Source organism: Rummeliibacillus sp. TYF-LIM-RU47, assembly GCF_008638315.1.
Taxonomy (GTDB): domain Bacteria; phylum Bacillota; class Bacilli; order Bacillales_A; family Planococcaceae; genus Rummeliibacillus; species Rummeliibacillus stabekisii.
In genome coordinates, this window is record NZ_VVIR01000002.1 from 183860 (window position 1) to 206475 (window position 22616).

Genomic DNA, 22616 nt, shown 5'->3' on the forward strand with positions numbered 1-22616 from the left:
AATGGCAGAAAATACATTAAACCTAATTAAAGGCGGCAGTTTTTTAACAGAGGATTTGGAAGCAAATCGTGTATTCACTCCGGAAGATTTCACTGATGAACAAAAAATGATTGCTAAAACAACAGAAGACTATGTTCACAATGAAGTACTACCTGTTGTGGAAAATCTAGAAAATCATGAATTTGAACATTCCGTGCGTTTATTAAAGCAAGCTGGCGAATTAGGCTTGTTGGCAGCCGATGTACCAGAAGAATATGAAGGCCTTGGTCTTGATAAGATTTCATCTGCGTTAATTGCAGAAAAAATGGCGCGAGTAGGCGGCTTCTCAATTACACATGGTGCACATGTAGGAATCGGTTCACTGCCAATCGTATTATTCGGCAATGAGGACCAAAAGCAAAAATACTTGCCAAAACTAGCTTCTGGCGCATTGATTGCTGCTTATGCATTAACAGAACCAGGATCAGGCTCTGACGCATTGGGTGCTAAAACAACTGCCAAGTTAAACGAAGAAGGAACTCATTACATTCTGAACGGTGAAAAACAATGGATTACAAACGCTGGTTTTGCTGATGTATTTGTTGTATATGCAAAAGTAGATGGCGATAAATTCTCAGCATTTATTGTTGAGCGCAACTACCCTGGCGTATCAACAGGCGCAGAAGAAAAGAAAATGGGGATCAAGTCTTCTTCAACTCGTACTCTAATTTTAGAAGATGCGAAAGTGCCTGTTGAAAACTTGCTTGGTGAAGTAGGACGCGGCCATGTGATCGCATTCAACATTTTAAATATCGGCCGTTACAAATTGGGCGTAGGTTCAATTGGTGCTTCAAAACGCGCGCTTGAATTGGCAATCGCTTATACAAACCAACGCCAACAATTTGGCACACCAATCTCTTCCTTTAACTTAACAAAAGAAAAATTATCGACAATGGCTTCAAGATTGTATGCATCAGAATCGCTAATTTACCGTACAGTTGGTTACTTTGAAGAACGCATGAGCCACTTAAGCCCTGAAGAGCAAAAAGACGGTAAAAAAGTAGCTGCAGCAATCGCAGAATATGCAATCGAATGTTCAATCAATAAAGTATTTGGTTCTGAAACATTAGATTATATCGCGGATGAAGCTGTACAATTGCATGGTGGTTATGGTTATATGCAAGAATACGAAGTAGAACGCATCTACCGTGACTCACGTATCAACCGTATCTTTGAAGGTACGAATGAGATTAACAGATTGATTGTACCAGGCACATTTGTGAAAAAAGCAATGAAAGGCGAACTACCTTTATTGCAACAAGCACAAAGCCTGCAAGCTGAATTGTTGTCAATGATGCCAGAAGAAATCGGTGATGAGCCATTAGCACAAGAAAAACACCTTGTAAAAATGGCGAAGAAGATTGCTCTATTGGCTGCTGGTACAGCAGTACAACGCTTTGGTGCAAAATTAGAGCAAGAACAAGAAGTCCTTGTGAATATTGCCAACATCGCAAACCAGCTATTTGCAATGGAATCTGTTGTATTACGTTCTGAAAAAGCGCTTAACCGTGATGGGTTTGATAAAGCGGCACAAAAAGTTTTGTATACAGAAATCTTCTGCCAAGAAGCATTTGCTGAAATTGAAAAAGAAGCAAAAGAAACTATTTTGGCATCAGTCGAAGGTGATGAATCACGCATGCTATTATCTGCATTGCGCAAATTAACTCGCTATACACCTTACAACCTGATTTCTAAAAAACGCCATGCATCTGTTAAATTAATCTCAGCTGAAAAATATACAGTCTAATCATAAGTAAATAAACCTTTGGAATCCGGTCATACTAATCATGTGGCCGGATTCCTTGCGTATAAATAAGTGTCGCTCTACAATAGTAGGAGTATTTGTAGAGGAAAGAAGGAATGTTTATGCCAATCAATTTAATACAATATCCTAACTGTACAACCTGCAAAAAAGCGAAAGCTTGGCTGCTGAATCACAATATTCCATTTACGGAGCGTCACATTGTTGAAAGTACGCCTTCTGCGGAAGAAATTAAATCGTTTTGGAAGCTTAGTGGCTTGCCGCTGAAAAAGTTCTTTAACACCTCTGGGAAGAAATATCGTGAACTTGAGCTGAAAGATCGTCTAAAGGATATGAGCGAGGAAGACCAGCTTGCATTGCTTGCGTCAGACGGTATGCTTCTAAAGAGACCTATCGTTACAGATGGTCAAAAAATCACCTTAGGTTTTAAAGAAGAAGATTTTGAAAATACATGGAAGTAGCTTATAGAATTGCTTGTTTTTAGATAAGGATTATGTCAAAATTAATATGAATATAAATACATATTTGGAGGGGTAGAAATGAGTAATATTCCAGCAAGTTTGCGTTATTCAGAAGAGCATGAATGGGTGAAAACAGAAGACGGTAAAGTACGCATCGGCATTACAGAGTTCGCACAATCTGAACTTGGCGATATCGTATTCGTAGAACTTCCAGAAGTAGGCGACGAAATCGTAGCAGACGAACCATTTGGTAGTGTTGAATCTGTTAAAACAGTTTCAGAATTATACGCGCCAATCTCAGGTAAAGTAGTTGAAATCAATGGAGAGTTAGAAGACAGCCCTGAATTCGTTAACGAATCACCATATGAAAAAGCATGGATGGTTGTTGTAGAACCTTCAGATTCATCTCAAATCGATGCGCTATTATCTGCTGAACAATACGGCGAATTAATCGAAGAATAATCTTATTCAAGCGCCTCACTATTCTGTGTTGGCGCTTTTTATATCAACTGAGAATATCGTCTGACTATCCAATGAGGAGGTGCGGGCATTGCCTGATAAAGTGCTTATAGTAGAGGGAAGGCAGGATAAGCTTCAAATAGCACCTCTATTGACAGAAAGCATTCCAATTATATGCACCAATGGAACGATTAGCGCAAGCAAGCTAGAAGAGTTGCTAACCCCTTACGAACAATATGATTTATACACATTATTCGATGAAGATTACTCAGGCGACCGCTTGCGGGCACTGATGAAAAAAGAGTATCCAGAGGCATATCATTTGCGTACACTCTCCTTATATAGACAGGTAGAAACGACTCCAAGAAAATATTTGGCAAGGGTCTTGTTAGCAGCAGATTTCGAAATTGACCCTGCTTATTTTATAGAATAGGGATGATCCAATCGATGCAAGAATGGTCAATTGAAGAATGGGAAAACACGAAAAAAAGCGGCCAATTGTGCGCTTTTTATCTCTATACGCCCATGTGTGGTACATGCATGGTTGCCTCTAAAATGATGGAGGTCATCCAGCAGACATTCCCACAAATCCCAATGGGCAAAATCAATTTGAATTATGCTGAAGAACTGGCATATGAATATCAGGTGGAAAGTGTTCCTTGCCTGTTAATCGCTGAAGCTGGCGAAGTGCATGACAAAATATACGCTTTTCAGTCTGTGTCATATTTGTTTGAAAAGTTTCAAAAAAAGGATTGACGAACAAAATTCAGCATGTTAAAGTAACTAGCATAACCTAATTAAATATTGCGTTGCTCTTATTAAGAGAGGTGGAGGGAAGTGCCCTATGAAGCCCGGCAACCGTCACAGTTTGTGATATGGTGCCAATTCACACAAAGTGTAAACTTTGGAAGATGAGAGAACGGTTTTCGTATAAATACAATACGTAAGGCCTTTCTGTTTATCTTTAACAGAAAGGCCTTATTTTTTTTGATGAAAGGGGTTTGGCTATGATTCTCTTAAAGAATGTACTAAAAAAATATAAAACAGCAAGTGGATCCCTTACAGCTGTCCAAGATGCCAATTTGACGATCGGAAAAGGTGAAATATTTGGAATTATCGGTTACAGCGGTGCTGGTAAGAGTACAATGATTCGTTTGTTAAACGGGTTGGAAAAACCGACTTCAGGCACCGTACAAGTGAGCGGGTACGATATATCCACCATTAAAGGAAAAGAGCTGAGACAGGCAAGACAGAAGATCAGCATGATATTCCAGCATTTCAACCTGCTATGGTCGCGGACTGTGGAAGAAAATATCGCCTTCCCTCTTGAAATAGCGGGCGTTGGAAAAGAGGCACGCCAAAAGCGAGTAAGCGAATTAGTTGAAATGGTTGGCTTAAAGGGAAGAGAGAAAGCTTATCCATCCCAATTGTCAGGTGGGCAAAAACAGCGCGTAGGCATTGCAAGGGCATTAGCCAATAATCCAGAAGTGTTGCTTTGTGACGAAGCAACCTCAGCGCTTGATCCGGAAACAACAGATGCGATCCTAGATTTGCTTTTAGACATTAATGAAAAGCTGGGCATTACAGTTGTGCTTATCACACACGAAATGCATGTTATCCGCAAAATCTGTCATCGAGTGGCCGTGATGGAGGCTGGACAAATCGTAGAGCAAGGTAATGTTCTAGAAGTGTTCCAATCGCCAAAAGCAGACATCACAAAAAAATTCGTTTCTCAGGTAACAGAGTCGGCAGAACATAAAGAATCGATTTCACAAATGCTGGATGATCCAAACAGCCAATTAATTCAGCTGACATTTGTCGGCAAGAAAGCTGAGCAGCCAGTGATTTCACATCTGATTCGCACATTCGATGTGGATGTAAATATTGTGCACGGAAATATTTCCGCTACCAAAAGCGGTCCATATGGCACACTGATCGTTCGCATTGCAGGCAATGAAGAAAATATAAATAAAGCCATTCAATACTTAGATGGGGAAGACGTTAAATCGGAGGTGATCCAACATGCTAACTAAGTTATTTCCAAATGTGGATTGGCTAGCAATGTGGGAAGCAACACAGGAAACTATTTATATGACAGTAGTCTCAACTGTGTTCACCTTTGTCATTGGACTTTTATTAGGAATTATCCTATTTTTGAGCAGTCCCAATCAATTATGGGCAAATAAGCTAGTCAATTGGCTGACAGGATCAGTCGTGAATATTTTCCGCTCTATTCCATTTATTATCCTGGTCATCCTCCTTATCCCATTTACTAACATGCTATTGGGAACGATTCGAGGAGCGAACGCAGCATTGCCGGCATTAATTATCGGCGCTGCACCTTTCTACGCGAGACTAGTATTGATTTCTTTCCGGGAGATTGATAAAGGGGTGATCGAGGCAGTCAGATCTATGGGCGCTAAAACAAGCACATTGATTTGGAAAGTCTTAATCCCAGAATCATGGCCAGCTTTAATCTCTGGCATTACAGTGACAGCTGTAGCATTAGTCGGCTATACAGCAATGGCGGGCATCATTGGAGCAGGAGGCCTAGGCGACTTAGCCTTTTTAGATGGATTCCAACGTAGCCGTACCGACGTCGTATTCGTTGCCACTGTGTTTATATTAGTCATCGTGTTTGTTATCCAAATAGTGGGTGACTTTATTACAGCAAGGCTTGATAAACGATAATTTGGTTGAACCGTTCAGACGTTCACATAAAACGAAAGGGAGTTATGAAAAATGAAGAAACTTGTAGCAGGAATTCTTACCGCATCGTTGGCACTTAGCCTAGCAGCATGCGGAAACAAAGACAAAGCAGGATCAGACAAAGAATTGGTAGTGGGTGCATCTAATACACCACATGCTATCATTTTGGAAAAAGCGAAGCCTATTCTTAAAAAAGAAGGCATTGATTTGAAGATTGAAAAATATCAAGATTATGTTTTACCGAACAAAGATTTAAATTCGGACGATCTGGATGCCAACTACTTCCAGCACATTCCGTATCTTGAAGAACAAATGAAAGACAATAACTATGATTTTGCGATTGCCGGCAAGATTCACATCGAACCAATCGGCGTCTATTCACAAAAATATAAATCACTTGATAAGTTGCCAGATGGAGCGACTATTCTAATCTCCAACTCTGTGACTGACCAAGGTCGTACACTTCAATTGCTTCAAGCAAACAAGTTGATTACGCTTAAAAAAGGTGTAGATCCTACTAAAGCAGTCATTAAAGATATTGATGAAAATCCGAAACACTTAAAAATCGATGGCGGCACTGCACCTGAAATGCTAGTGCAAATGTACAAAAACGGGGAAGGCGATGCAGTTGTCATCAACTCTAATTTCGCCATTGATGCTGGTTTAGTCCCAACAAAAGATGCTATTGCTATTGAAAGCTCTGATTCACCATATGTAAACGTAGTAGCAGTGAAGAAGAAAAATAAAGACAACAAAGCAGTGAAAAAACTAGTAGATGCCCTTCATTCAAAAGAAATCCAAGACTTCATTACGAAAGAATGGAAAGGGTCAGTTGTACCGGTTTCTAAATAAAACAAAAAGGTGTAAGCATTTAATGCATACACCTTTTTTATAATTTAAATTGCGATAGTCGTGAGAATAGTTGGCATACAAAGTCTAAAAAGATTTTTTCAGAAGGAGCCAGGTCACGATTGCGTGGATAGATAACCCCAACATTACGTGTGAATGGCGGATTGGTGAGCGTCAACTTAGCTGTACGACGAGGTGTAGCATCGTAAAATGCACTTTCCGGTAGTAAGCTTACGCCGATTCCTGCGGCAACCAAGCCCTTTAAAGCATCTAAATCTTCACCCATCGTTGTGATATGTGGTGTAAAACCGACGGATTTGCAAGCTTCTACAGCAACCTGGTGTAGTATGTAATCTCTAGGAAACACAACAAAAGGATCTTTGTGAAGGTCGGCCAATTGGATTTCCTTTTTATTTGCCAGACGATGATTTTCAGGGACCAAAGCGGCGATGTTTTCAGTAAAAAGTATTTTCATATCAATCGATTCTTCGTTTGCTGGAACGGGCCCTAAGAAAGCTAAGTTTAATTCACGATCCTTTACAGCCTGAATCAGATAGCGATAAGACCCTTGGCGTAATTGAAAGGAAACCGTCGGATGTTCTTTCTTGAAGGCTGATATGATGGTCGGCAGCAAAAAACTAGCCAGGCTTGTAGGAAAGCCGATTTTAATCGTTCCTTCTTCAGGGTTCAAGTATTCTTCAATCTGTTTTTGTGCAAAGTCGATGGCTTTCAATGATTCCAGTGTGTGTTCATAAAATACTTTGCCTATAGGCGTAAGCTTCACATTTCGACCAATGCGTTCAAATAGTTTAACACCTAGTTCATCCTCTAAATTGGCGATTTGCCTGCTGACTGCTGATTGTGCCACTTGCAGTTTTTCAGCAGCAATCGAAATATGCTCTCTTTCTGCTACTGCGACAAAATATCGTAATTGGCGTAATTCCAAACCGACACTCACTCCTTTCTATCTAATTTTTCGATTAATTCTAATTGAATTATATATGTTTTGGATGTTTTTTAAAATGGAAAGCCAGTTTCCAATAAAAAAAGAATGCATTGCCTTAATAGTGAATGAGGATTCTGGGTAGAATAGGGCGAGGAGATTCTTTGAAAACGAAATATTTTATTTTGATTGTTTTAAAAGAAATGCGTGTCGGAACGGGAGAGGATATGTGGATGAAACTAGAATAGTAAAGGGGTTAACACAGTTTTCATAGTGAAATCAATTCTCAATTAGAATCCTTCTATTGAAAATCATTTGATTTTCATTTAAGCTGATAGATAGTGAGCCCAAAATGTTTTGAAATAATGTATACCAACTATCTTTGATTAGGATGAGAAACATTTTCAAATGATTTGCAAAGGGCTTTTTTTTGAGATAAAATTAGAATGATATTAAATTAGAAATGACAGCAAACATTTCATTGAAAATAAATGGGGGTAATACAATGTCAACTTTAGTCATTAAAGATCTTCACGTCGAAATTGAAGGCAAAGAGATTTTAAAGGGTGTTAATTTATCACTCAATACAAACGAAGTACATGCAATCATGGGTCCAAACGGTACAGGTAAATCTACATTAGCTTCTGCTATTATGGGCCATCCAAAATATGAAGTAACATCTGGTTCTATTACTTTAGATGGCGAAGATGTACTAGCTATGGAAGTAGACGAACGTGCGAAAGCAGGTCTATTCCTAGCAATGCAATATCCTTCAGAAATTAGCGGTGTTACTAACGCAGACTTTATGCGTTCTGCAATCAACGCAAAACGCGGCGAAGGCAACGAAATTTCACTTATGAAATTCATCCGCGAATTAGATGAAAAAATGGACTACCTTGAAATGCCTGAAGAAATGGGCCAACGTTACTTAAATGAAGGATTCTCTGGCGGTGAGAAAAAACGTAATGAAATTCTTCAATTAATGATGTTAAAACCTAAATTCGGTATCTTAGATGAAATCGACTCTGGTTTAGATATCGATGCATTAAAAGTTGTATCTAAAGGAATCAATGCAATGCGCGGCGAAGGTTTTGGTTGCTTAATGATTACCCACTATCAACGTCTATTAAACTACATCACACCTGATCATGTACACGTAATGATGCAAGGTCGCGTAGTTAAATCTGGTGGCGAAGAGCTAGCTCAAAAACTTGAAGCTGAAGGCTATGACTGGGTTAAACAAGAATTAGGAATCGAAGACGAAGAAGAAACTACAGGACAAGAAGCATAAGAGGGAGGATGAGCCAACATGACGGTTGAAACAAAATTAACAGTAACCGCCGAAGATGTACGCTCTTTCTCTGAAGCCCAAAGCGAACCTAGCTGGTTGACTGAGCTTCGTGAACGTGCACTAGCGGATGTAGAGAACTTGCCAATGGCAAAACCAGATAAAACAAATATCGAAAAATGGAACTTCACTGAATTTCCATCACTTTTAGTGGAGAGCGCTCCATTTGCTTCTTTGGAAGATTTGCCAGCAGAAGTAAAGGCAATCGTAGACATTGAAGGTCAACAAAACATTTATATTCAACGCAATAACACGCCAGCTTTCTTACAATTATCAGAAGATCTAGCAGCTCAAGGCGTTATTCTTACAGATATTCATACAGCAGCACGCGAACATAGCGAGCTTGTACAAAAGTACTTCATGACTGAAGGCGTAGAAGTGAATCAGCACAAACTGACATCTTTACACGCAGCTTTAGTTAATGGCGGTGTGTTTGTCTATGTACCAAAGAATGTGGTTGTAGAAGAACCAATCCAAGCTATTTTCCTTCATGATAATGAAGATGCTTCATTATTCAACCATGTATTGGTTGTAGCAGAAGCAAACAGCTCTGTCACTTATGTTGAAAACTATCTTTCTACTATGGAAGAAGCAAAAGGACAAGCTAACATTATCTCAGAAGTAATCGTAAACGATAATGCAAAAGTTACGTATGGCGCTGTAGATGTGCTTGCAAAAGGTTTGACAACTTACGTGAACCGCCGAGGCATTTTACATCGTGATGCGACAATTGATTGGGCACTTGGCTTGATGAATGACAGCGATACTATTTCTGAAAACATCACATACCTAAAAGGTGATGGCTCACATGCAGATGCTAAATCAGTGGTTGTAGGTCGCGGCGAACAAAGCCAAAACTTTACAACAGAAGTAAGACATTGGGGTAAAGCATCTAACGGTTATATTTTGACTCATGCTGTAATGAAAGATGCGGCTCGCGCTATTTTCAACGGTATTGGCAAAATCGAGCATGGTGCTACCAAAGCGGATGCAGAACAAGAATCACGCGTTCTTATGTTAAGCAAAGATGCTCGAGGCGATGCTAACCCAATCCTATTGATTGAGGAAGATGATGTAACTGCTGGACACGCAGCTTCAGTTGGTCGCGTTGACCCAGTTCAGTTGTACTACCTAATGAGCCGAGGCATTTCTAAAAACGAAGCAGAACGGTTAGTAATTCACGGATTCTTAGCCCCTGTCGTTAACAAATTGCCAATCGAAGGCGTTAAAAAACAATTGACGGAGGTCATTGAAAGGAAAGTTCGCTAATGATTAATGAAGATATTCGAAGCTATTTTCCAGTATTAAACCAAGAAGTAAATGGTCATCCTCTAGTCTATTTAGATAGTGCAGCTACAACTCAAAAGCCTATTCAAGTGCTTGAGGCTGTGAAGCGCTACTATGAATACGAAAACTCAAACGTCCACCGTGGCGTTCATACATTGGGCAATCGTGCAACAGACTCCTATGAAGGAGCGCGCGAGAAAGTCCGCAAATTTATCAATGCTAAGTCAACGGAAGAAATCATCTTTACACGGGGTACTACTGAAAGCTTAAATATGATTGCAGCAAGTTATGGCCGCGAAAATGTAGGTGAGGGCGATGAAATCGTCATCACCTACATGGAGCACCACTCCAACTTGATTCCTTGGCAACAGCTTGCTAAAGAAAAAAATGCAACACTTAAATACGTCGAGTTGAATCCTGATGGTACCATTTCAATGGATACAGTCAAAGATGCAATTACAGATCGTACTAAAATCGTTGCGATGTCTTCAGCATCTAATGTACTGGGCACAATCAACCCGATCAAAGAAATCACAGCTGTTGCTCATTCACATGGGGCAGTTATGGTAGTAGATGGGGCACAAGGTGTACCTCATTTTAAAACAGATGTACAAGACTTAGATTGTGATTTTCTAGCATTCTCCGGCCATAAAATGTGCGGCCCAACTGGTATTGGTGTATTATATGGTAAAAAAGAGCACCTAGAAAACATGACGCCAATATCCTTCGGGGGCGAAATGATCAGCACAGTTGATTTGTATGAATCTACATGGGCAGACCTTCCTTGGAAATTTGAAGGCGGCACACCAAACATCGCCGGTGCGATTGGACTTGGTGCTGCGATTGATTTCCTTGAAGAAATCGGCATGGACAGAATCGTGGAACATGAACGTAGATTAACTCAATATGCATTTGAACAAATGGCAAAGATTGAGGGCATTTCAATTTATGGTCCAACAGATCCTGCAAAACGTTCAGGGCTGATAACATTCAACCTAGAAGGCGTACACCCGCATGATTTAGCGACAGCGCTAGATATGGAAGGCATTGCAGTACGTGCTGGCCATCACTGTGCACAACCATTGATGAGATGGCTCTCCTGTGCAGCGACAGCCCGTGCAAGCTTCTATATTTATAATAATGAAGAGGATATTGACCGACTTGTTGAAGGGTTGCGTAATGCAAAGGAGTATTTTGCTGATGTCAATGAATAAACTTGATCAACTTTATCGTTCTGTCATTATGGATCACTATAAAAAGCCACGCAACAAAGGCGTGATCGATGACTCAAACATTTCTATCGATATGAATAACCCTACATGTGGTGACCGTATCCATTTGTCACTACAAGTTGAAGATAACATCGTAAAAGATGCGAAATTTGACGGAGAAGGCTGTTCAATTTCAATGTCTTCCGCTTCCATGATGACACAAACTATCATCGGGAAAACAACGGAAGAAGCAGTAGAACTAGCACATGTCTTCTCTGAAATGATGCTTGGCCATGAGCATGATGAATCATTGGACCTCGGCGATGTAGAAGCACTATCCGGCGTCTCTCAATTCCCAGCTCGAATCAAATGCGCAACACTTTCTTGGAAAGCGATGGAAAAAGGTATTAAAGAATTAGAATCATAATTTCATTTGTGAAGCGGAAGATGACGACTCCAACGGGAAATGCTTGAACTGAAAGCCCGCAGGAACGTAATGACGAGATTGAAGTCAAGCCCCTGTAAAGCGTCGTCTGAAGCGGAACATTTACACTACATCTAAAAGTAACTTGCAGTGCAAGTTAGGGATAATAAGAGGAGGAGAAATAATGGCTAAACAAATGCCTGAAATTGGCGATTACGAGTACGGCTTCCATGACAAAGACGTATCCATTTTCCGTACAGAACGTGGGCTAACTCCTGAAATCGTAAAAGAGATCTCAAAAATGAAAAATGAGCCAGAGTGGATGCTTGACTTCCGCTTGAAATCATTAGATATTTTTTATTCAAAACCAATGCCTCAATGGGGCGGCGACTTATCTGGTTTAAACTTCGATGAAATTACGTACTACGTAAAACCATCTGAAGCAACTCAAAAATCATGGGATGAAGTACCTGCTGAAATCAAAGCAACATTTGATAAACTAGGTATCCCTGAAGCAGAGCAAAAATACCTTGCCGGTGTATCTGCACAATACGAATCAGAAGTGGTATACCACAACATGAAAGAAGAGCTTGAAAATTTAGGCGTTGTCTTCAAAGATACAGACTCAGCTCTTCGTGAAAACGAAGATCTTTTCAAAGAATACTTCGGTAAAGCAATCCCGCCAAATGACAACAAATTTGCGGCATTGAATTCAGCTGTATGGTCAGGTGGTTCATTCATCTATGTACCAAAAGGCGTTGAACTTGAAACACCACTTCAAGCTTATTTCCGTATCAACTCTGAAAACATGGGCCAATTCGAGCGTACTTTAATCATCGTGGATGAAGGCGCAAGCGTGCACTATGTTGAAGGATGTACAGCACCTGTTTATACAACAAGTTCATTGCACAGTGCGGTTGTAGAAATCTTCATCAAAAAAGATGCATACTGCCGTTATACAACAATCCAAAACTGGGCAAACAACGTGTACAACTTGGTAACAAAACGTGCAACATGTGAAGAAAATGCAACAATGGAATGGATCGATGGTAATATCGGTTCAAAACTTACAATGAAATACCCAGCATGTATCTTAAAAGGCGAAGGCGCACGTGGTATGACTTTATCTATTGCGATTGCTGGACGCGGCCAAAACCAAGATACAGGCGCTAAAATGATTCACTTAGCACCAAACACATCATCAACAATTGTTTCTAAATCCATCTCAAAACACGGTGGTAACGTAACATACCGTGGACAAGTAAAATTCGGTAAACGCGCAACAAATGCTCGTGCCAATATCGAATGTGATACATTGATTATGGATAACGAATCTACTTCAGATACAATTCCTTACAATGAAGTAATGAATGATCAAATCGCTCTAGAACACGAAGCGAAAGTATCAAAAGTATCTGAAGAACAATTATTCTACTTGATGAGCCGTGGTGTTTCTGAACAAGAAGCAACAGAAATGATCGTAATGGGCTTCATCGAACCATTCACAAAAGAACTTCCAATGGAATATGCGGTTGAAATGAACCGTCTAATCAAATTCGAAATGGAAGGTTCTATCGGTTAATTTATCATAACCATTACTAAAAGAGACGAACTATTGTAGTTCGTCTCTTTTTTTCCTATTCGGAGTTATTTCCCAGATTGTTTGGCGTGTTCAGTTCTAATTGATAGAAGGCTAAATTATGCCACTTGTTCTGCTTTAACGTTAATTATCTCTAACTCAGCTTTTAAAAAAATCGTGGTGTATATTTAGCTTTATGTCCAATCAAATTTGCCTTATCTTCCAATTGGAGTGAATAATTGCTCAACATAGCATTTAACAATAGGCCCATTACCTAAATTGGTAGTGGGTTTATTAATTGTGACTTGCAATAAAAATATTATGCTATTTTGTCAATGATAATAGAAGCGCTGATAACAGGAATTCCCGCATTAGTTATATTAAATAAAGCAATTGATGAACTAAGGGCTCTTAACGTAAGAACATCCCCTGCATTTAATATTGTGATTACTTGACCACTCATTGTTACATTAGAATTATTAATTCCATAGTTCGAACCGGCTATTTGGTTGTCGCCATTAAACAGAGCAAATGCAAAACTAAATGGTCCAGTTCCAAAAGCAAACACCTCATAGGTAATTTGATAAGTACCTCTTTGATTTATAGTGATAGGTGCAGTTCCTGGGACATGTGTGACAAACCCTGCAGGTGTAATAACGCCATTTGTATTGAAAGTAACTGGATCATTAGCCATTAGATTTTGGATTGTCGTATCATAGATATAAGCAAACCCTGGAAGCCCGGTGCCTAGAGTCTCTTCTGGGACCGGTACTCCATGATCAACTTTTTTATTATTACAACAATTTTCTTCACAACCATCCTGAATTCTGCTAATTCTTTTGATAATTGAACCATTTTCACTTCTTTTGATACTGTCAAAACTCATTTTATCACCTCCTTACTCTCTTATTTATTCAATGTTTATTTAGTCAGGAAGGTGACTTAATGGTGAAAATTCTGAATCAATAGAGAATACAGCATATGAGATATCATTAGCTTTATCTATGGCAATGGATATGTTGAGTCATTTGCGTGTGTCTTCCACAGTAAGAACAGTAGTAGTAGAAGCTTCCTATTTATAAGGTGAAAAAACGACGTGACAGCCATTCTAATTTAATTAGGTGTAATTGGCTTCGTATGCAGACAAAGCTCCCTGTTGGGGAAGAAAAGGTTAGTGTGAAGCCTTCCTTTGATGTAAGCAAATACAATTGACTAGGGAAATAAAAAGGACAACCTTTCGTGGAGGTCTTCCTGTTTATTATTATTATTGATCCTTCTAAAGCTTTATCCATTTGTCTTTCGTTAAGAAGTAACTGCTGAGCTTCCAATTGTATCCACTCCATGGTATACGTATTTTGAGTTTTGATAGAAGTCAAATACAAAATCTCGATACGGCTTACTTTGTTCGTTTTTATAGTAGACAAGATAGAAAGGAGGGCTGAATTTGTCTACTTGCCAAAAAATAGCAGATATTATCGTTGGTGAAGTCGTACAATCAAACCCTTGTGTAGTGTTATCTTTTGAAAAAAATGGTCTTAATCTAGGTGAAAGTGTACTTCTTGAAAGAGAAGTTAATCCGATGCTTGATGCATTACGAAAAAGAGGGCTGAAAGTAACTGCAATTCATAACCATTGGCTGTTTGAAGAGCCAAGGTTAATGTATATGCATTGGGAAAACGTTGGAATGGATCCATTTGAGTTTGCTAAAAGAAGTTTTGAGGCTGCGCGTGAAGCTGGCTTGAAATTTATCTAGTGATTAAAGAGAATGTGAATCTGGAACATCGGAAGATTTGAATTTCGTCAAGGAGACGAACTATGATAGTTCATCTCCTTTTTTAATCCAAATTCGAATTTATTCCTCTGTAGGATTGCTGGGTCCATTCAGTTCTAATTGATAAAAGGCTAAATCAAGCCACTTGTTGAATTTAAAACCCGCTTTTTGTATGGTGCCAGAATACACAAAGCCAAAGTTTTTGTGCATCGCAATACTTTTTTCATTCGTTGCATCAATACCAGCGATGAGGGTCATATACTCCCGTTCCTTAGCAATTGCAATAATTTCCTTTAATAAAGAGGATCCAATTCCTTTTTTCCTGTATTGTGTATCTACATAAACAGAATGTTCAATGGAATATTTATAGGCGGGCCAGGCTCTAAAAGGGCCGAATGTCGCAAAACCAACTACTTTATCGTCTTCTTCACATACGACTATTGGATAACCTTCTGCTCTCTTTTGTTCAAACCAAGCTTGCCTACTTTCAAGTGTTTGGGGTGTATAGGAATAAACGGCCGTTGTATGAAGTATGGCGTCATTATAAATATGCAAAATGTCGACTAAATCTTTTTTAGTGGCTTCTCTGATCATTTTTCTCTTCCTTTCAAATGGTCTTTTCTTTTCATTGTAGAATGTTCCATGCAAAACGTAAAATTGTACTTATGAGTCGTTTGCTATAATATAAAGTTCAACTACAGATAAGACACTTGCATTATCAACATTTAAAAGAAAAGGAGGGTTTAACATTACTAGAATTGAATTAAAGACGTTTTAGATGAACTAAAAAGTCAGTTAGATGAGAATTTTACAAGACTTGAACCTACTGGATTATTGGACATAGATGACAAAGAAATTCTGCGTGAGGTATGTACTTTTAACGAGGCAGCATCAGAAGATGAGATTAATTTAGTAGAAAAGGAATTGGGTATTACAATGCCTAATGACTATCGAGATTTTTTACTACTTCATAATGGCATGACATTGTTTAGTTCTTACCTTACTAGCTATACTTTTTTTAGTTTAGATGAAATCCGCACAAATTTTTTGATTGTACAAAAGGATTTTAAAGAAGAAGATCTTGAACCTACTAAGGATTATCCTATTGGGGAGTACCCGGATGTTGGCTATATTATGATAAGTGACGCATTAGTTACAAAATATTCTTCACAAGGTGCAATCTATGTGGGCCATATCATGCCTGAAGAAACAGAAGAATCATTTGTTTCTTTTGTAGAAAATGTGATTAAAAAAACAGGGGAGTTCTTTTGGGAGGATCAAAGCCTTACAGAATATTAAACGATTAGGGACCACCTCAGTATGTGGTCTTTTTTATTTTCTATTACGATTGTGTAAGTGGGTCCAGCTTTTATGCTTAAGTATCGATTGTAATCTTCATTTACACAATATTTAAATATCTCTTTTTGTTACACTATATTATAAGGGGTGACGACAAATGGATAAAGAGAAATATTGGGGGAAACTCATTAAATATCACAGGCAAATGCAAGGACTAAAGCAAGATGATTTAGCGATTGGGATATGTACAGCTTCTTATTTGAGCCGAATAGAAAATGAAGTTGTGATAGCTGACGAGAATGTTTATAACATGTTATTTGAGCGTCTTGGCATTGATTTTATAACAGAGCAAAAACAAGTAAAACAGGTGAATATACAACTAGAGAATTTTTATGAAAAGCTTCTTTCAAATCAAACATTAACCGATCAAGAATTGAATGACTTAGTATCCTGGCAGTCGAATGAATTGCATCAAACATTGCAATTACGAGCTAAACTTGTCTATATTCGTTATCTCCTTTCATTAGATCATTTAAAAGAAGGGGAGGACCAATTGCAAAAGATCGAAACATTTATTTCCTGGCAGCAGGACAGGGATACCCAAATGTATATTGGAACTTCTACATACTTTTATTTATCGACTATGAATTATAGCGCGATTTTAGAACGAGAAGATAAGCTGCATTTACGTCATTTATTGCTTACCACAAACCAATTTGAATTAGCTAATTATGATTACCATTTAGCATTCGCCGCACACCGAGCTTATGCATTTCAACAAGCTTTAACGTATGTTGAAAGAGCAGATCAATCATTTACTCATTGCTACAAGCCACTCTTTCAATTAAAGCTGTATTCCATGAAAGGTGTAATTTTGAATGCACTTGGCCGCTATGGCGAAGCAATGAAAGAATTTGAGGCTGGTATGAATTTGTTGAGCTATGTACAAGAAATTCAGACAGCACGACAATACAGCTCATTAATGAATAATATTGCATTCTGTTTTGAGAGTCAGGGAGATTATGAGCGTGCCCAGCAACATTACCAGAAAGCCAATGACTATCAAGAAGATTTACATACCGTTGTCAATTGGATGCGGGCGAGTTATAGAGCAAATGATTTTGAGACGCTTAGCTTGCTATTCGATCACTATCCACAAGATCGTTTTTCAATTGGCCATCATCTCTATCAATGGGAGCTATTATCTATGGCATTGCATCCAGAAGAGCATACTTTGGAGCGACTGCAAGATGTCGAACGACGTGCCTTTATTTATTTTGATGAACAGAATCATTTAGAGCTAATACTGTTTTATGTCCCCCTTTGGGCAACATTTTATGAGCGTCTACAAGCCTATAAACCTGCAAGTGCTTGTTATCGTAGAGCTTTTAAAGCAAGTGAAAAGTCTCGATGTTTATTGAGTCATTAAGGGGGAGAGGCAATGGCGTTAAACAGAAACTATCTATTAATCTTAACCGGATTTGGAATTTCTAATTTAGGCAACTGGATTTATTTAATTGCTTTAAACTTATCAGTATGGCATCTAACTCATTCACCAGCAGCCGTGTCTGGGCTCTTTATTGTAGGTCCGGTAGCTCGTATCTTTTGTAATTTTTTCGCCGGGACATTTATTGACCGTCATAATAAAAGACGTATCATCATCTGGAGATATTGTGCGAGGCATCATTGTTTGTCTAATGCCTTTTGCACAATCCGTTTGGTTGATCTATCTGTTCATTGGGATTGCTAATATTGCAAGTTGTTTTTTTGCTCCTAGCAGTACAGTCCTCATTGCAAAATTAGTCAATGATCAGGATAAACAACGCTTCAATGCGATTAATAGTACTATCGGTTCTGGCTCTTTTATGCTGGGACCAGCGCTCGCAGGAATCATCATAGGTGCGACGAATACATCAGTTGCCATGTGGATAAATGGCTTATCATTTTTTGTTTGTGCATGGCTTATCTTTTTATTACCTAACACTGAACATGTGACGGATGAAGAACGCGAAAGAATAACAGTGCATCTGATATGGAAAGATTTTAAGCATGTATGGGAATATTGTAGAAAAAAGCTGCCCTATCTTCTATTTTTTATATTCTATTCTCTTGCATTGATGATAGCTTTCGCTCTAGATTCGCAGGAAATGACATTTATTAAACAGTACTTGTTAGCATCTGATAGCCAATATGGCATAACAGTAACGATGGCGGGCGTTGGAGCTATTTTAGGAGGAGGGATGGCAGCAGCTGCTGCAAAACGCTTTTCATACAGCTTGTATATTAGATGCGGCCTGACCCTTACTCTCTTTAGTTATTTTTCTTTTTACGCATCACACTCCATCCGCTTTGCTGTGATTAGCCTTATGGCACTTGGTTTTTCTATGGCATTTAGCAATACAGGGTATGATACATTTTTTCAAAAAACAATACCGACGAATCTGATGGGCCGATTTAGTAGCACATTAAGCCTTGTTCAAAGTATACTTCAAATCACATTTACCTTTTGTATAGGCATGCTTGCCGAGTGGTGGAAAGTACAGGCAGTGGCTTTGATTTTTTCAAGTATAGGTATTATGTTAGCACTTAGTTTATTTTTTATAATTTCACGAAATACATCTCACTTTGCTTTTGAAAAGTCAATATAAAGGCTAGGTAGGAATACATTCAGGCTAATAGGAGGCGATCAAATGAAAGAAGAACAAACATACGATTAAGAAAACGCTACATTCGAAACACTTATGCAACTCCTAGAAATTGGACATGAAATTGAATTTACTTATAAAAATAAAGAATACTTTATTCCAAACTTTCAGGACGGTCGATCATTAATATTAGATTCAGAAGAATTATGTGATTACACACATGATATCAATAAATTTATTAAAATAGCACAAGTCGATGGAATGACAATTGGAGAACTATTTAAAAATCATTGTAATGACATCGAATTCGGGACTGTTTATTAAATAATTAAATAGAATTTAAGAAATATATAAAGAACGCCTAGTATTTAATATGCAATATGTTATTTATATTCCAGTTCGGTTGTGTGATGACTTACCATCAAACTATTAAATATTTAGACTCAATACAAAATTAAGAAGAACGATCGCTTATGTTCTTCAAAACGTTGCACATCAATTTACTACTGCTACAAAAGCAGCTATTATTTTATCTACAGACTCTTTTTTGGGGATGATATTGTCTGTCCTCTTTTTACATGAAGTCCTGACTGGACGCATGATGATTGGTGCAATATTAATTATTACGGCCATTTTAATTGATGAATCTAGAAGCTTGAGTATCTCATTGCTAAATAATGAGGGGACTTATACTGATAATACGCCCATATTAAAACACCCCAAGAATTAGATCTCACTCTAATTTTTGGGGTGCACTTGCATACATAGATTTTTCTATGTTGTTACGTGATGATGTTTCTCTTCAAATACCTGACGATCAAGATATTTATGGAAGAACCATTCACCTACTGCAATAATAATCGCTGAGATAAGAGAAGCTTGTACGATATTTACATCGTTGTTGAAAAGTTCACGTCCCATAAGCCAAACGACCAAGAATGCTAAAACAGCATCTGAAATAGTAGCAATCGTATTTCTTTTTACTTGATCTGCATTAGGTTCATGATTGTCGCTAGCTTTGCGGAAAATAAGCAAATCACCAAGGACATAGGCTACGATTGTAAGGACCACACTAATTAGAATCGTATTGCCAATATCTCCATCGTAAATACCTGAAAGAACAATTCCCAAAACGACTGCAATCATGACGAACTTAATAAAAATTGCTTTAACATGTTCCAAGTGAATCCCTCCTTTGTCTTTAGTCTTCACCATATTCCCTTAGATAGAAATAACAAACCCTTTTTTATCTATTTTGGATATTTATTAATAATATTTTGATGCAAGGACTTTTAAAATAAGATATATGTTATTTTGCTTGGCGATAGTTATCTTCTTTTAATGAGAGAATATCTTCTACAGCTTGAGGGGGTGCACCGTATATTTCCTCAGAATGATAGCTGTGAATCTCTTTGTAAACAGTTTCCATTGTGTCGATAGCCCAACGCGGTGATTTAATTGTTGGAGACCAGTAGAATAGGTCCAAATCAATTACCTCTTTTGTGACGGGATGGATCCGCGTATATTCCACATCATTCATTCTCCTAAATCCAGATTTCTCGTAAAAGCGGACACGTTTTCTAGTATCGGGGGAGTCGGCTGAAACTGGTTCTACTTCGAGGATAATAGGTTTCTTTTTCTGCTTTAGGTGATTTAGTACCTTACTTCCGGTTCCCTTGCTTCTGCCTCCACTGTATACCAAGATAAAATCGACAAATACGAAATCTTCTTTTTCAAAGTATACGAGAACGAAATTAGGACCTTCTTCAACTTTGTAAAACTCTCCTTTATCAGCTAAAAGCTTATCAAAGTGTTCTTTCGACTTTAATTCACTTTCAGGAAAATAATCTTTTAATGCTGTGTACCAATTGTTCATTAGATGAATCGCTCCTCTAGTTTTTTTTCGTACTGTGAACCTCTACTTCTTACATACCTTAAATAATAAAATGTAAACAAAATTGAAGTTTTTATCCCTTTGGAAAAAAGGGTAAATTCATAAAACTACCAGGAGGTGAGGAGCAAGATGGAGTATGCTAGATTGCTTCCAAGATAAATTGGGGCTACTGGTTGAATTAATATAATTCGTAAACAGCCCTATGATATGATAGGAAAGAAAGTTTAGGAGGGGAAATATGATTAAAATTGGTTTAACTGGTTGGGGAGACCACCCAAGTTTGTATCGTTCTAAAGGTTCTTCCAAGGACAAATTATATGATTATAGCAGCCATTTTCCCATTGTTGAAGTGGACACATCTTTTTATGCGATTCCTTCTAAACATAATATCGAAAAATGGATTGCGGAGACACCAGAGCATTTTCAATTTGTGGTGAAGGCATATCAAGGGATGACAGGGCATTTGCGTGACGACATACCTTTTGAAAGCAAGGAGGAGATGTTCAGTGCTTTTAAAGAGGCAGCGCAAACATTTCGAGAGGCAGGGAAATTGGCGCTAGTTTTAGTTCAATTTCCACCATGGTTTGATTGTAAAAAGAGCAATGTTGACTATATCCGCTATGTGAAACAGCAGCTGAAGGACTTTCCTATAGCCATCGAATTTCGAAATCAGACATGGTATAGCGAAAAATGGCGTGATAATACGCTTCAATTTTTAAAACAGGAACATCTTTGCCATACAGTGTGTGATGAGCCGCAAGCAGGCGTAGGTTCTGTTCCTCTCGTTCCTGTCGCTACAGCCGATAAGGTATTGCTACGCATACATGGCAGAAATATTTATGGCTGGAGAAATCCAGGCAATAATGAGCAGTGGAGAAAAGTGCGCTTTCTGTATGATTACAATCAAGAGGAATTGCTTCAATTGAAAGAAGCTGTGGAAGATTTGCAGCAGCAATGCAAAGAAGTGTATGTATTATTTAATAACAACTCAGGCCATCATGCAGCGAAAAATGCGCATACACTAAAGGAGATGCTAGGCATCGAATTTGAAGATCTATCTCCAAAACAATTGGATCTTTTTGAAGGAGAGTAACGAATGGCATATGTATTATTGGCAGTCATTGGTGTTTGTTCAGGAATCATTGGTGCGCTTGTAGGACTTGGCGGCGGTGCTATTTTGGTGCCAGCTGCCTTATTCATCAGTTCCTCAACCGGAATGCTTACAGATTTGACGCCCCAAAAAGTGGTTGGTCTTTCTGTGGTAATGATGATTGCGACCGGATTATCTTCTACTTTGTCGTATATGAAATCAAAAACGGTGGATTATAAAAGTGGGTTAATATTTTTTATAGGAAGTGCGCCCGGTACTATACTAGGTGCGTATGTTAATAAAGGAATCAATCTGCCGTCGTTTAATTTATACTTTGGTATATTGTTGATTGTTTTAGCAGCCATCCTTCTTTTTCGAGACTATATGAAGCCTGTTCAATGGTTTGTACAACATGGCAAGAAGCGGATCTTTGTAGATGAGGTTGATGGTAAAAGCTATGAGTATGGCTATCCATTGTGGTTTGCTGTTTCCTTAACGTTTCTTATTGGCTTTGCCTCGGGGTTATTTGGCATCGGAGGCGGTTCGATGATTGTTCCAGCAATGATTATTTTATTTTTGTTTCCGCCACATGTTGCGATTGCGACTTCCATGTTTATGGTATTTCTTTCATCAATCATTAACTCTGCCAGCCATATTTACCTTGGTCATGTTCCTTGGCTTTACGTGCTGCCAGTGGTTCCGGGCGCCTATATAGGGGCAAAAATAGGAGCAGCATTAAATAAAAAGATTGATTCAAAAATGCTCGTCGTATTATTAAGAATTATATTATTACTTCTCGGAATTCATTCAATTTATGAAGGAATTGTCGGGAATTAGAGAGGTGCT

General features: G+C 38.4%; 25 protein-coding genes and 1 riboswitch. Of the genes, 20 read left to right on the forward strand and 5 right to left on the reverse strand.

Features of this window, described 5'->3' with window-relative positions:
- The first annotated feature begins 1 nt into the window (after window position 1).
- The 8 genes from F0527_RS12225 to F0527_RS12260 all read left to right on the forward strand — a co-directional run bounded on the left by F0527_RS12225 (window position 2) and on the right by F0527_RS12260 (window position 6282).
- Entirely contained in the window at window positions 2-1786 is a 1785-nt protein-coding gene (locus F0527_RS12225; protein ID WP_150285085.1) for an acyl-CoA dehydrogenase family protein, read from the forward strand.
- A 119-nt stretch (window positions 1787-1905) separates the two neighbouring features.
- A complete protein-coding gene (locus F0527_RS12230) occupies window positions 1906-2262 on the forward strand; it encodes an arsenate reductase family protein (RefSeq protein ID WP_066789288.1) in 357 nt (118 codons plus the stop codon).
- 78 nt (window positions 2263-2340) lie between these two features.
- The gene (gene gcvH, locus F0527_RS12235; protein ID WP_066789285.1) at window positions 2341-2724 is read left to right on the forward strand and encodes a glycine cleavage system protein GcvH; all 384 of its coding nucleotides are present in this window, start codon (window positions 2341-2343) and stop codon (window positions 2722-2724) included.
- An 88-nt stretch (window positions 2725-2812) separates the two neighbouring features.
- Window positions 2813-3154: a toprim domain-containing protein gene (locus F0527_RS12240; RefSeq protein WP_066789282.1), complete on the forward strand. Its 342-nt coding sequence runs from the start codon at window positions 2813-2815 to the stop codon at window positions 3152-3154.
- 14 nt (window positions 3155-3168) lie between these two features.
- A complete protein-coding gene (locus F0527_RS12245; RefSeq protein ID WP_150285086.1) occupies window positions 3169-3477 on the forward strand; it encodes a thioredoxin family protein in 309 nt (102 codons plus the stop codon).
- Between the two features lie 56 nt (window positions 3478-3533).
- Window positions 3534-3639: riboswitch (SAM riboswitch) on the forward strand.
- An 89-nt stretch (window positions 3640-3728) separates the two neighbouring features.
- The gene (locus F0527_RS12250) at window positions 3729-4754 is read left to right on the forward strand and encodes a methionine ABC transporter ATP-binding protein (RefSeq protein WP_066789276.1); all 1026 of its coding nucleotides are present in this window, start codon (window positions 3729-3731) and stop codon (window positions 4752-4754) included.
- Complete coding sequence (locus tag F0527_RS12255) at window positions 4744-5412, forward strand: methionine ABC transporter permease (protein WP_147196379.1); 669 nt, start codon at window positions 4744-4746, stop codon at window positions 5410-5412. Before F0527_RS12250 ends, F0527_RS12255 begins: the two co-directional genes overlap by 11 nt.
- Before the next feature lie 51 nt (window positions 5413-5463).
- The gene (locus F0527_RS12260; protein WP_150285087.1) at window positions 5464-6282 is read left to right on the forward strand and encodes a MetQ/NlpA family ABC transporter substrate-binding protein; all 819 of its coding nucleotides are present in this window, start codon (window positions 5464-5466) and stop codon (window positions 6280-6282) included.
- Window positions 6283-6319: 37 nt separating this feature from the next.
- Here the strand turns inward: F0527_RS12260 and gltC are convergent, their stop codons facing one another.
- Complete coding sequence (gene gltC / locus F0527_RS12265; RefSeq protein ID WP_150285088.1) at window positions 6320-7225, reverse strand: glutamate biosynthesis transcriptional regulator GltC; 906 nt, start codon at window positions 7223-7225, stop codon at window positions 6320-6322.
- 502 nt (window positions 7226-7727) lie between these two features.
- Between gltC and sufC the strand changes: the two genes are divergently transcribed.
- The 5 genes from sufC to sufB all read left to right on the forward strand — a co-directional run bounded on the left by sufC (window position 7728) and on the right by sufB (window position 13074).
- Window positions 7728-8513 carry a Fe-S cluster assembly ATPase SufC gene (gene sufC / locus F0527_RS12270; protein WP_066789265.1) on the forward strand — a complete coding sequence of 262 codons (786 nt, stop codon included), beginning with the start codon at window positions 7728-7730 and terminating at the stop codon, window positions 8511-8513.
- A gap of 18 nt (window positions 8514-8531) precedes the next feature.
- Window positions 8532-9839 carry a Fe-S cluster assembly protein SufD gene (gene sufD, locus F0527_RS12275; protein WP_066789262.1) on the forward strand — a complete coding sequence of 436 codons (1308 nt, stop codon included), beginning with the start codon at window positions 8532-8534 and terminating at the stop codon, window positions 9837-9839.
- Entirely contained in the window at window positions 9839-11071 is a 1233-nt protein-coding gene (locus tag F0527_RS12280; RefSeq protein ID WP_150285089.1) for an aminotransferase class V-fold PLP-dependent enzyme, read from the forward strand. The genes sufD and F0527_RS12280 overlap by 1 nt, the downstream gene beginning before the upstream one ends.
- Window positions 11058-11495 (forward strand): Fe-S cluster assembly sulfur transfer protein SufU, encoded by a 438-nt coding sequence (gene sufU, locus F0527_RS12285; RefSeq protein ID WP_173668481.1) that lies wholly within the window; start codon window positions 11058-11060, stop codon window positions 11493-11495. The genes F0527_RS12280 and sufU overlap by 14 nt, the downstream gene beginning before the upstream one ends.
- 181 nt (window positions 11496-11676) lie before the next feature.
- Window positions 11677-13074 carry a Fe-S cluster assembly protein SufB gene (sufB, locus tag F0527_RS12290; RefSeq protein WP_066789257.1) on the forward strand — a complete coding sequence of 466 codons (1398 nt, stop codon included), beginning with the start codon at window positions 11677-11679 and terminating at the stop codon, window positions 13072-13074.
- Between the two features lie 316 nt (window positions 13075-13390).
- Here the strand turns inward: sufB and F0527_RS12295 are convergent, their stop codons facing one another.
- Window positions 13391-13957 carry a hypothetical protein gene (locus F0527_RS12295; RefSeq protein ID WP_150285090.1) on the reverse strand — a complete coding sequence of 189 codons (567 nt, stop codon included), beginning with the start codon at window positions 13955-13957 and terminating at the stop codon, window positions 13391-13393.
- Window positions 13958-14515: 558 nt separating this feature from the next.
- On the opposite strand from F0527_RS12295, the gene F0527_RS12300 reads away from it, so the two are divergent.
- Complete coding sequence (locus tag F0527_RS12300; RefSeq protein ID WP_150285091.1) at window positions 14516-14824, forward strand: DUF1259 domain-containing protein; 309 nt, start codon at window positions 14516-14518, stop codon at window positions 14822-14824.
- A 99-nt stretch (window positions 14825-14923) separates the two neighbouring features.
- On the opposite strand, the gene F0527_RS12305 is transcribed toward F0527_RS12300, so the two are convergent.
- Window positions 14924-15436: a GNAT family N-acetyltransferase gene (locus F0527_RS12305; protein ID WP_150285092.1), complete on the reverse strand. Its 513-nt coding sequence runs from the start codon at window positions 15434-15436 to the stop codon at window positions 14924-14926.
- Between the two features lie 240 nt (window positions 15437-15676).
- Between F0527_RS12305 and F0527_RS12310 the strand changes: the two genes are divergently transcribed.
- The 4 genes from F0527_RS12310 (at window position 15677) to F0527_RS12325 (ending at window position 19516) form a co-directional block, all read left to right on the forward strand.
- Window positions 15677-16141, forward strand: a complete 465-nt coding sequence (locus F0527_RS12310) for an SMI1/KNR4 family protein (protein WP_190323472.1) — start codon at window positions 15677-15679, stop codon at window positions 16139-16141.
- A 157-nt stretch (window positions 16142-16298) separates the two neighbouring features.
- Entirely contained in the window at window positions 16299-17570 is a 1272-nt protein-coding gene (locus F0527_RS12315) for a helix-turn-helix domain-containing protein (protein ID WP_150285094.1), read from the forward strand.
- Between the two features lie 202 nt (window positions 17571-17772).
- Window positions 17773-18789: an MFS transporter gene (locus F0527_RS12320; RefSeq protein ID WP_223823598.1), complete on the forward strand. Its 1017-nt coding sequence runs from the start codon at window positions 17773-17775 to the stop codon at window positions 18787-18789.
- Between the two features lie 463 nt (window positions 18790-19252).
- A complete protein-coding gene (locus F0527_RS12325) occupies window positions 19253-19516 on the forward strand; it encodes an EamA family transporter (protein WP_223823602.1) in 264 nt (87 codons plus the stop codon).
- A gap of 44 nt (window positions 19517-19560) precedes the next feature.
- Here the strand turns inward: F0527_RS12325 and F0527_RS12330 are convergent, their stop codons facing one another.
- Both F0527_RS12330 and F0527_RS12335 read right to left on the reverse strand, forming a co-directional pair.
- On the reverse strand, window positions 19561-19968 hold the full coding sequence (locus F0527_RS12330) for a YndM family protein (RefSeq protein ID WP_150285095.1): 408 nt from the start codon (window positions 19966-19968) through the stop codon (window positions 19561-19563).
- A 127-nt stretch (window positions 19969-20095) separates the two neighbouring features.
- Window positions 20096-20662 carry a GNAT family N-acetyltransferase gene (locus F0527_RS12335; RefSeq protein WP_150285096.1) on the reverse strand — a complete coding sequence of 189 codons (567 nt, stop codon included), beginning with the start codon at window positions 20660-20662 and terminating at the stop codon, window positions 20096-20098.
- 256 nt (window positions 20663-20918) lie between these two features.
- On the opposite strand from F0527_RS12335, the gene F0527_RS12340 reads away from it, so the two are divergent.
- Entirely contained in the window at window positions 20919-21773 is an 855-nt protein-coding gene (locus tag F0527_RS12340; protein WP_150285097.1) for a DUF72 domain-containing protein, read from the forward strand.
- Between the two features lie 3 nt (window positions 21774-21776).
- Window positions 21777-22607: a sulfite exporter TauE/SafE family protein gene (locus F0527_RS12345; protein ID WP_066789239.1), complete on the forward strand. Its 831-nt coding sequence runs from the start codon at window positions 21777-21779 to the stop codon at window positions 22605-22607.
- Window positions 22608-22616 lie beyond the last annotated feature (9 nt).

Excerpts from the sequence above, each read along its gene's own strand:
- F0527_RS12225 (WP_150285085.1), top strand. The coding sequence starts at position 2 with ATGGCAGAAAATACATTAAACCTAATTAAAGGCGGCAGTTTTTTAACA.
- F0527_RS12230 (WP_066789288.1), top strand. The coding sequence starts at position 1,906 with ATGCCAATCAATTTAATACAATATCCTAACTGTACAACCTGCAAAAAA.
- gcvH (WP_066789285.1), top strand. The coding sequence starts at position 2,341 with ATGAGTAATATTCCAGCAAGTTTGCGTTATTCAGAAGAGCATGAATGG.
- F0527_RS12245 (WP_150285086.1), top strand. The coding sequence starts at position 3,169 with ATGCAAGAATGGTCAATTGAAGAATGGGAAAACACGAAAAAAAGCGGC.
- F0527_RS12250 (WP_066789276.1), top strand. The coding sequence starts at position 3,729 with ATGATTCTCTTAAAGAATGTACTAAAAAAATATAAAACAGCAAGTGGA.
- F0527_RS12255 (WP_147196379.1), top strand. The coding sequence starts at position 4,744 with ATGCTAACTAAGTTATTTCCAAATGTGGATTGGCTAGCAATGTGGGAA.
- F0527_RS12260 (WP_150285087.1), top strand. The coding sequence starts at position 5,464 with ATGAAGAAACTTGTAGCAGGAATTCTTACCGCATCGTTGGCACTTAGC.
- sufC (WP_066789265.1), top strand. The coding sequence starts at position 7,728 with ATGTCAACTTTAGTCATTAAAGATCTTCACGTCGAAATTGAAGGCAAA.
- sufD (WP_066789262.1), top strand. The coding sequence starts at position 8,532 with ATGACGGTTGAAACAAAATTAACAGTAACCGCCGAAGATGTACGCTCT.
- F0527_RS12280 (WP_150285089.1), top strand. The coding sequence starts at position 9,839 with ATGATTAATGAAGATATTCGAAGCTATTTTCCAGTATTAAACCAAGAA.
- sufU (WP_173668481.1), top strand. The coding sequence starts at position 11,058 with ATGTCAATGAATAAACTTGATCAACTTTATCGTTCTGTCATTATGGAT.
- sufB (WP_066789257.1), top strand. The coding sequence starts at position 11,677 with ATGGCTAAACAAATGCCTGAAATTGGCGATTACGAGTACGGCTTCCAT.
- F0527_RS12295 (WP_150285090.1), bottom strand. The coding sequence starts at position 13,957 with ATGAGTTTTGACAGTATCAAAAGAAGTGAAAATGGTTCAATTATCAAA.
- F0527_RS12305 (WP_150285092.1), bottom strand. The coding sequence starts at position 15,436 with ATGATCAGAGAAGCCACTAAAAAAGATTTAGTCGACATTTTGCATATT.
- F0527_RS12315 (WP_150285094.1), top strand. The coding sequence starts at position 16,299 with ATGGATAAAGAGAAATATTGGGGGAAACTCATTAAATATCACAGGCAA.
- F0527_RS12335 (WP_150285096.1), bottom strand. The coding sequence starts at position 20,662 with ATGAACAATTGGTACACAGCATTAAAAGATTATTTTCCTGAAAGTGAA.
- F0527_RS12340 (WP_150285097.1), top strand. The coding sequence starts at position 20,919 with ATGATTAAAATTGGTTTAACTGGTTGGGGAGACCACCCAAGTTTGTAT.
- F0527_RS12345 (WP_066789239.1), top strand. The coding sequence starts at position 21,777 with ATGGCATATGTATTATTGGCAGTCATTGGTGTTTGTTCAGGAATCATT.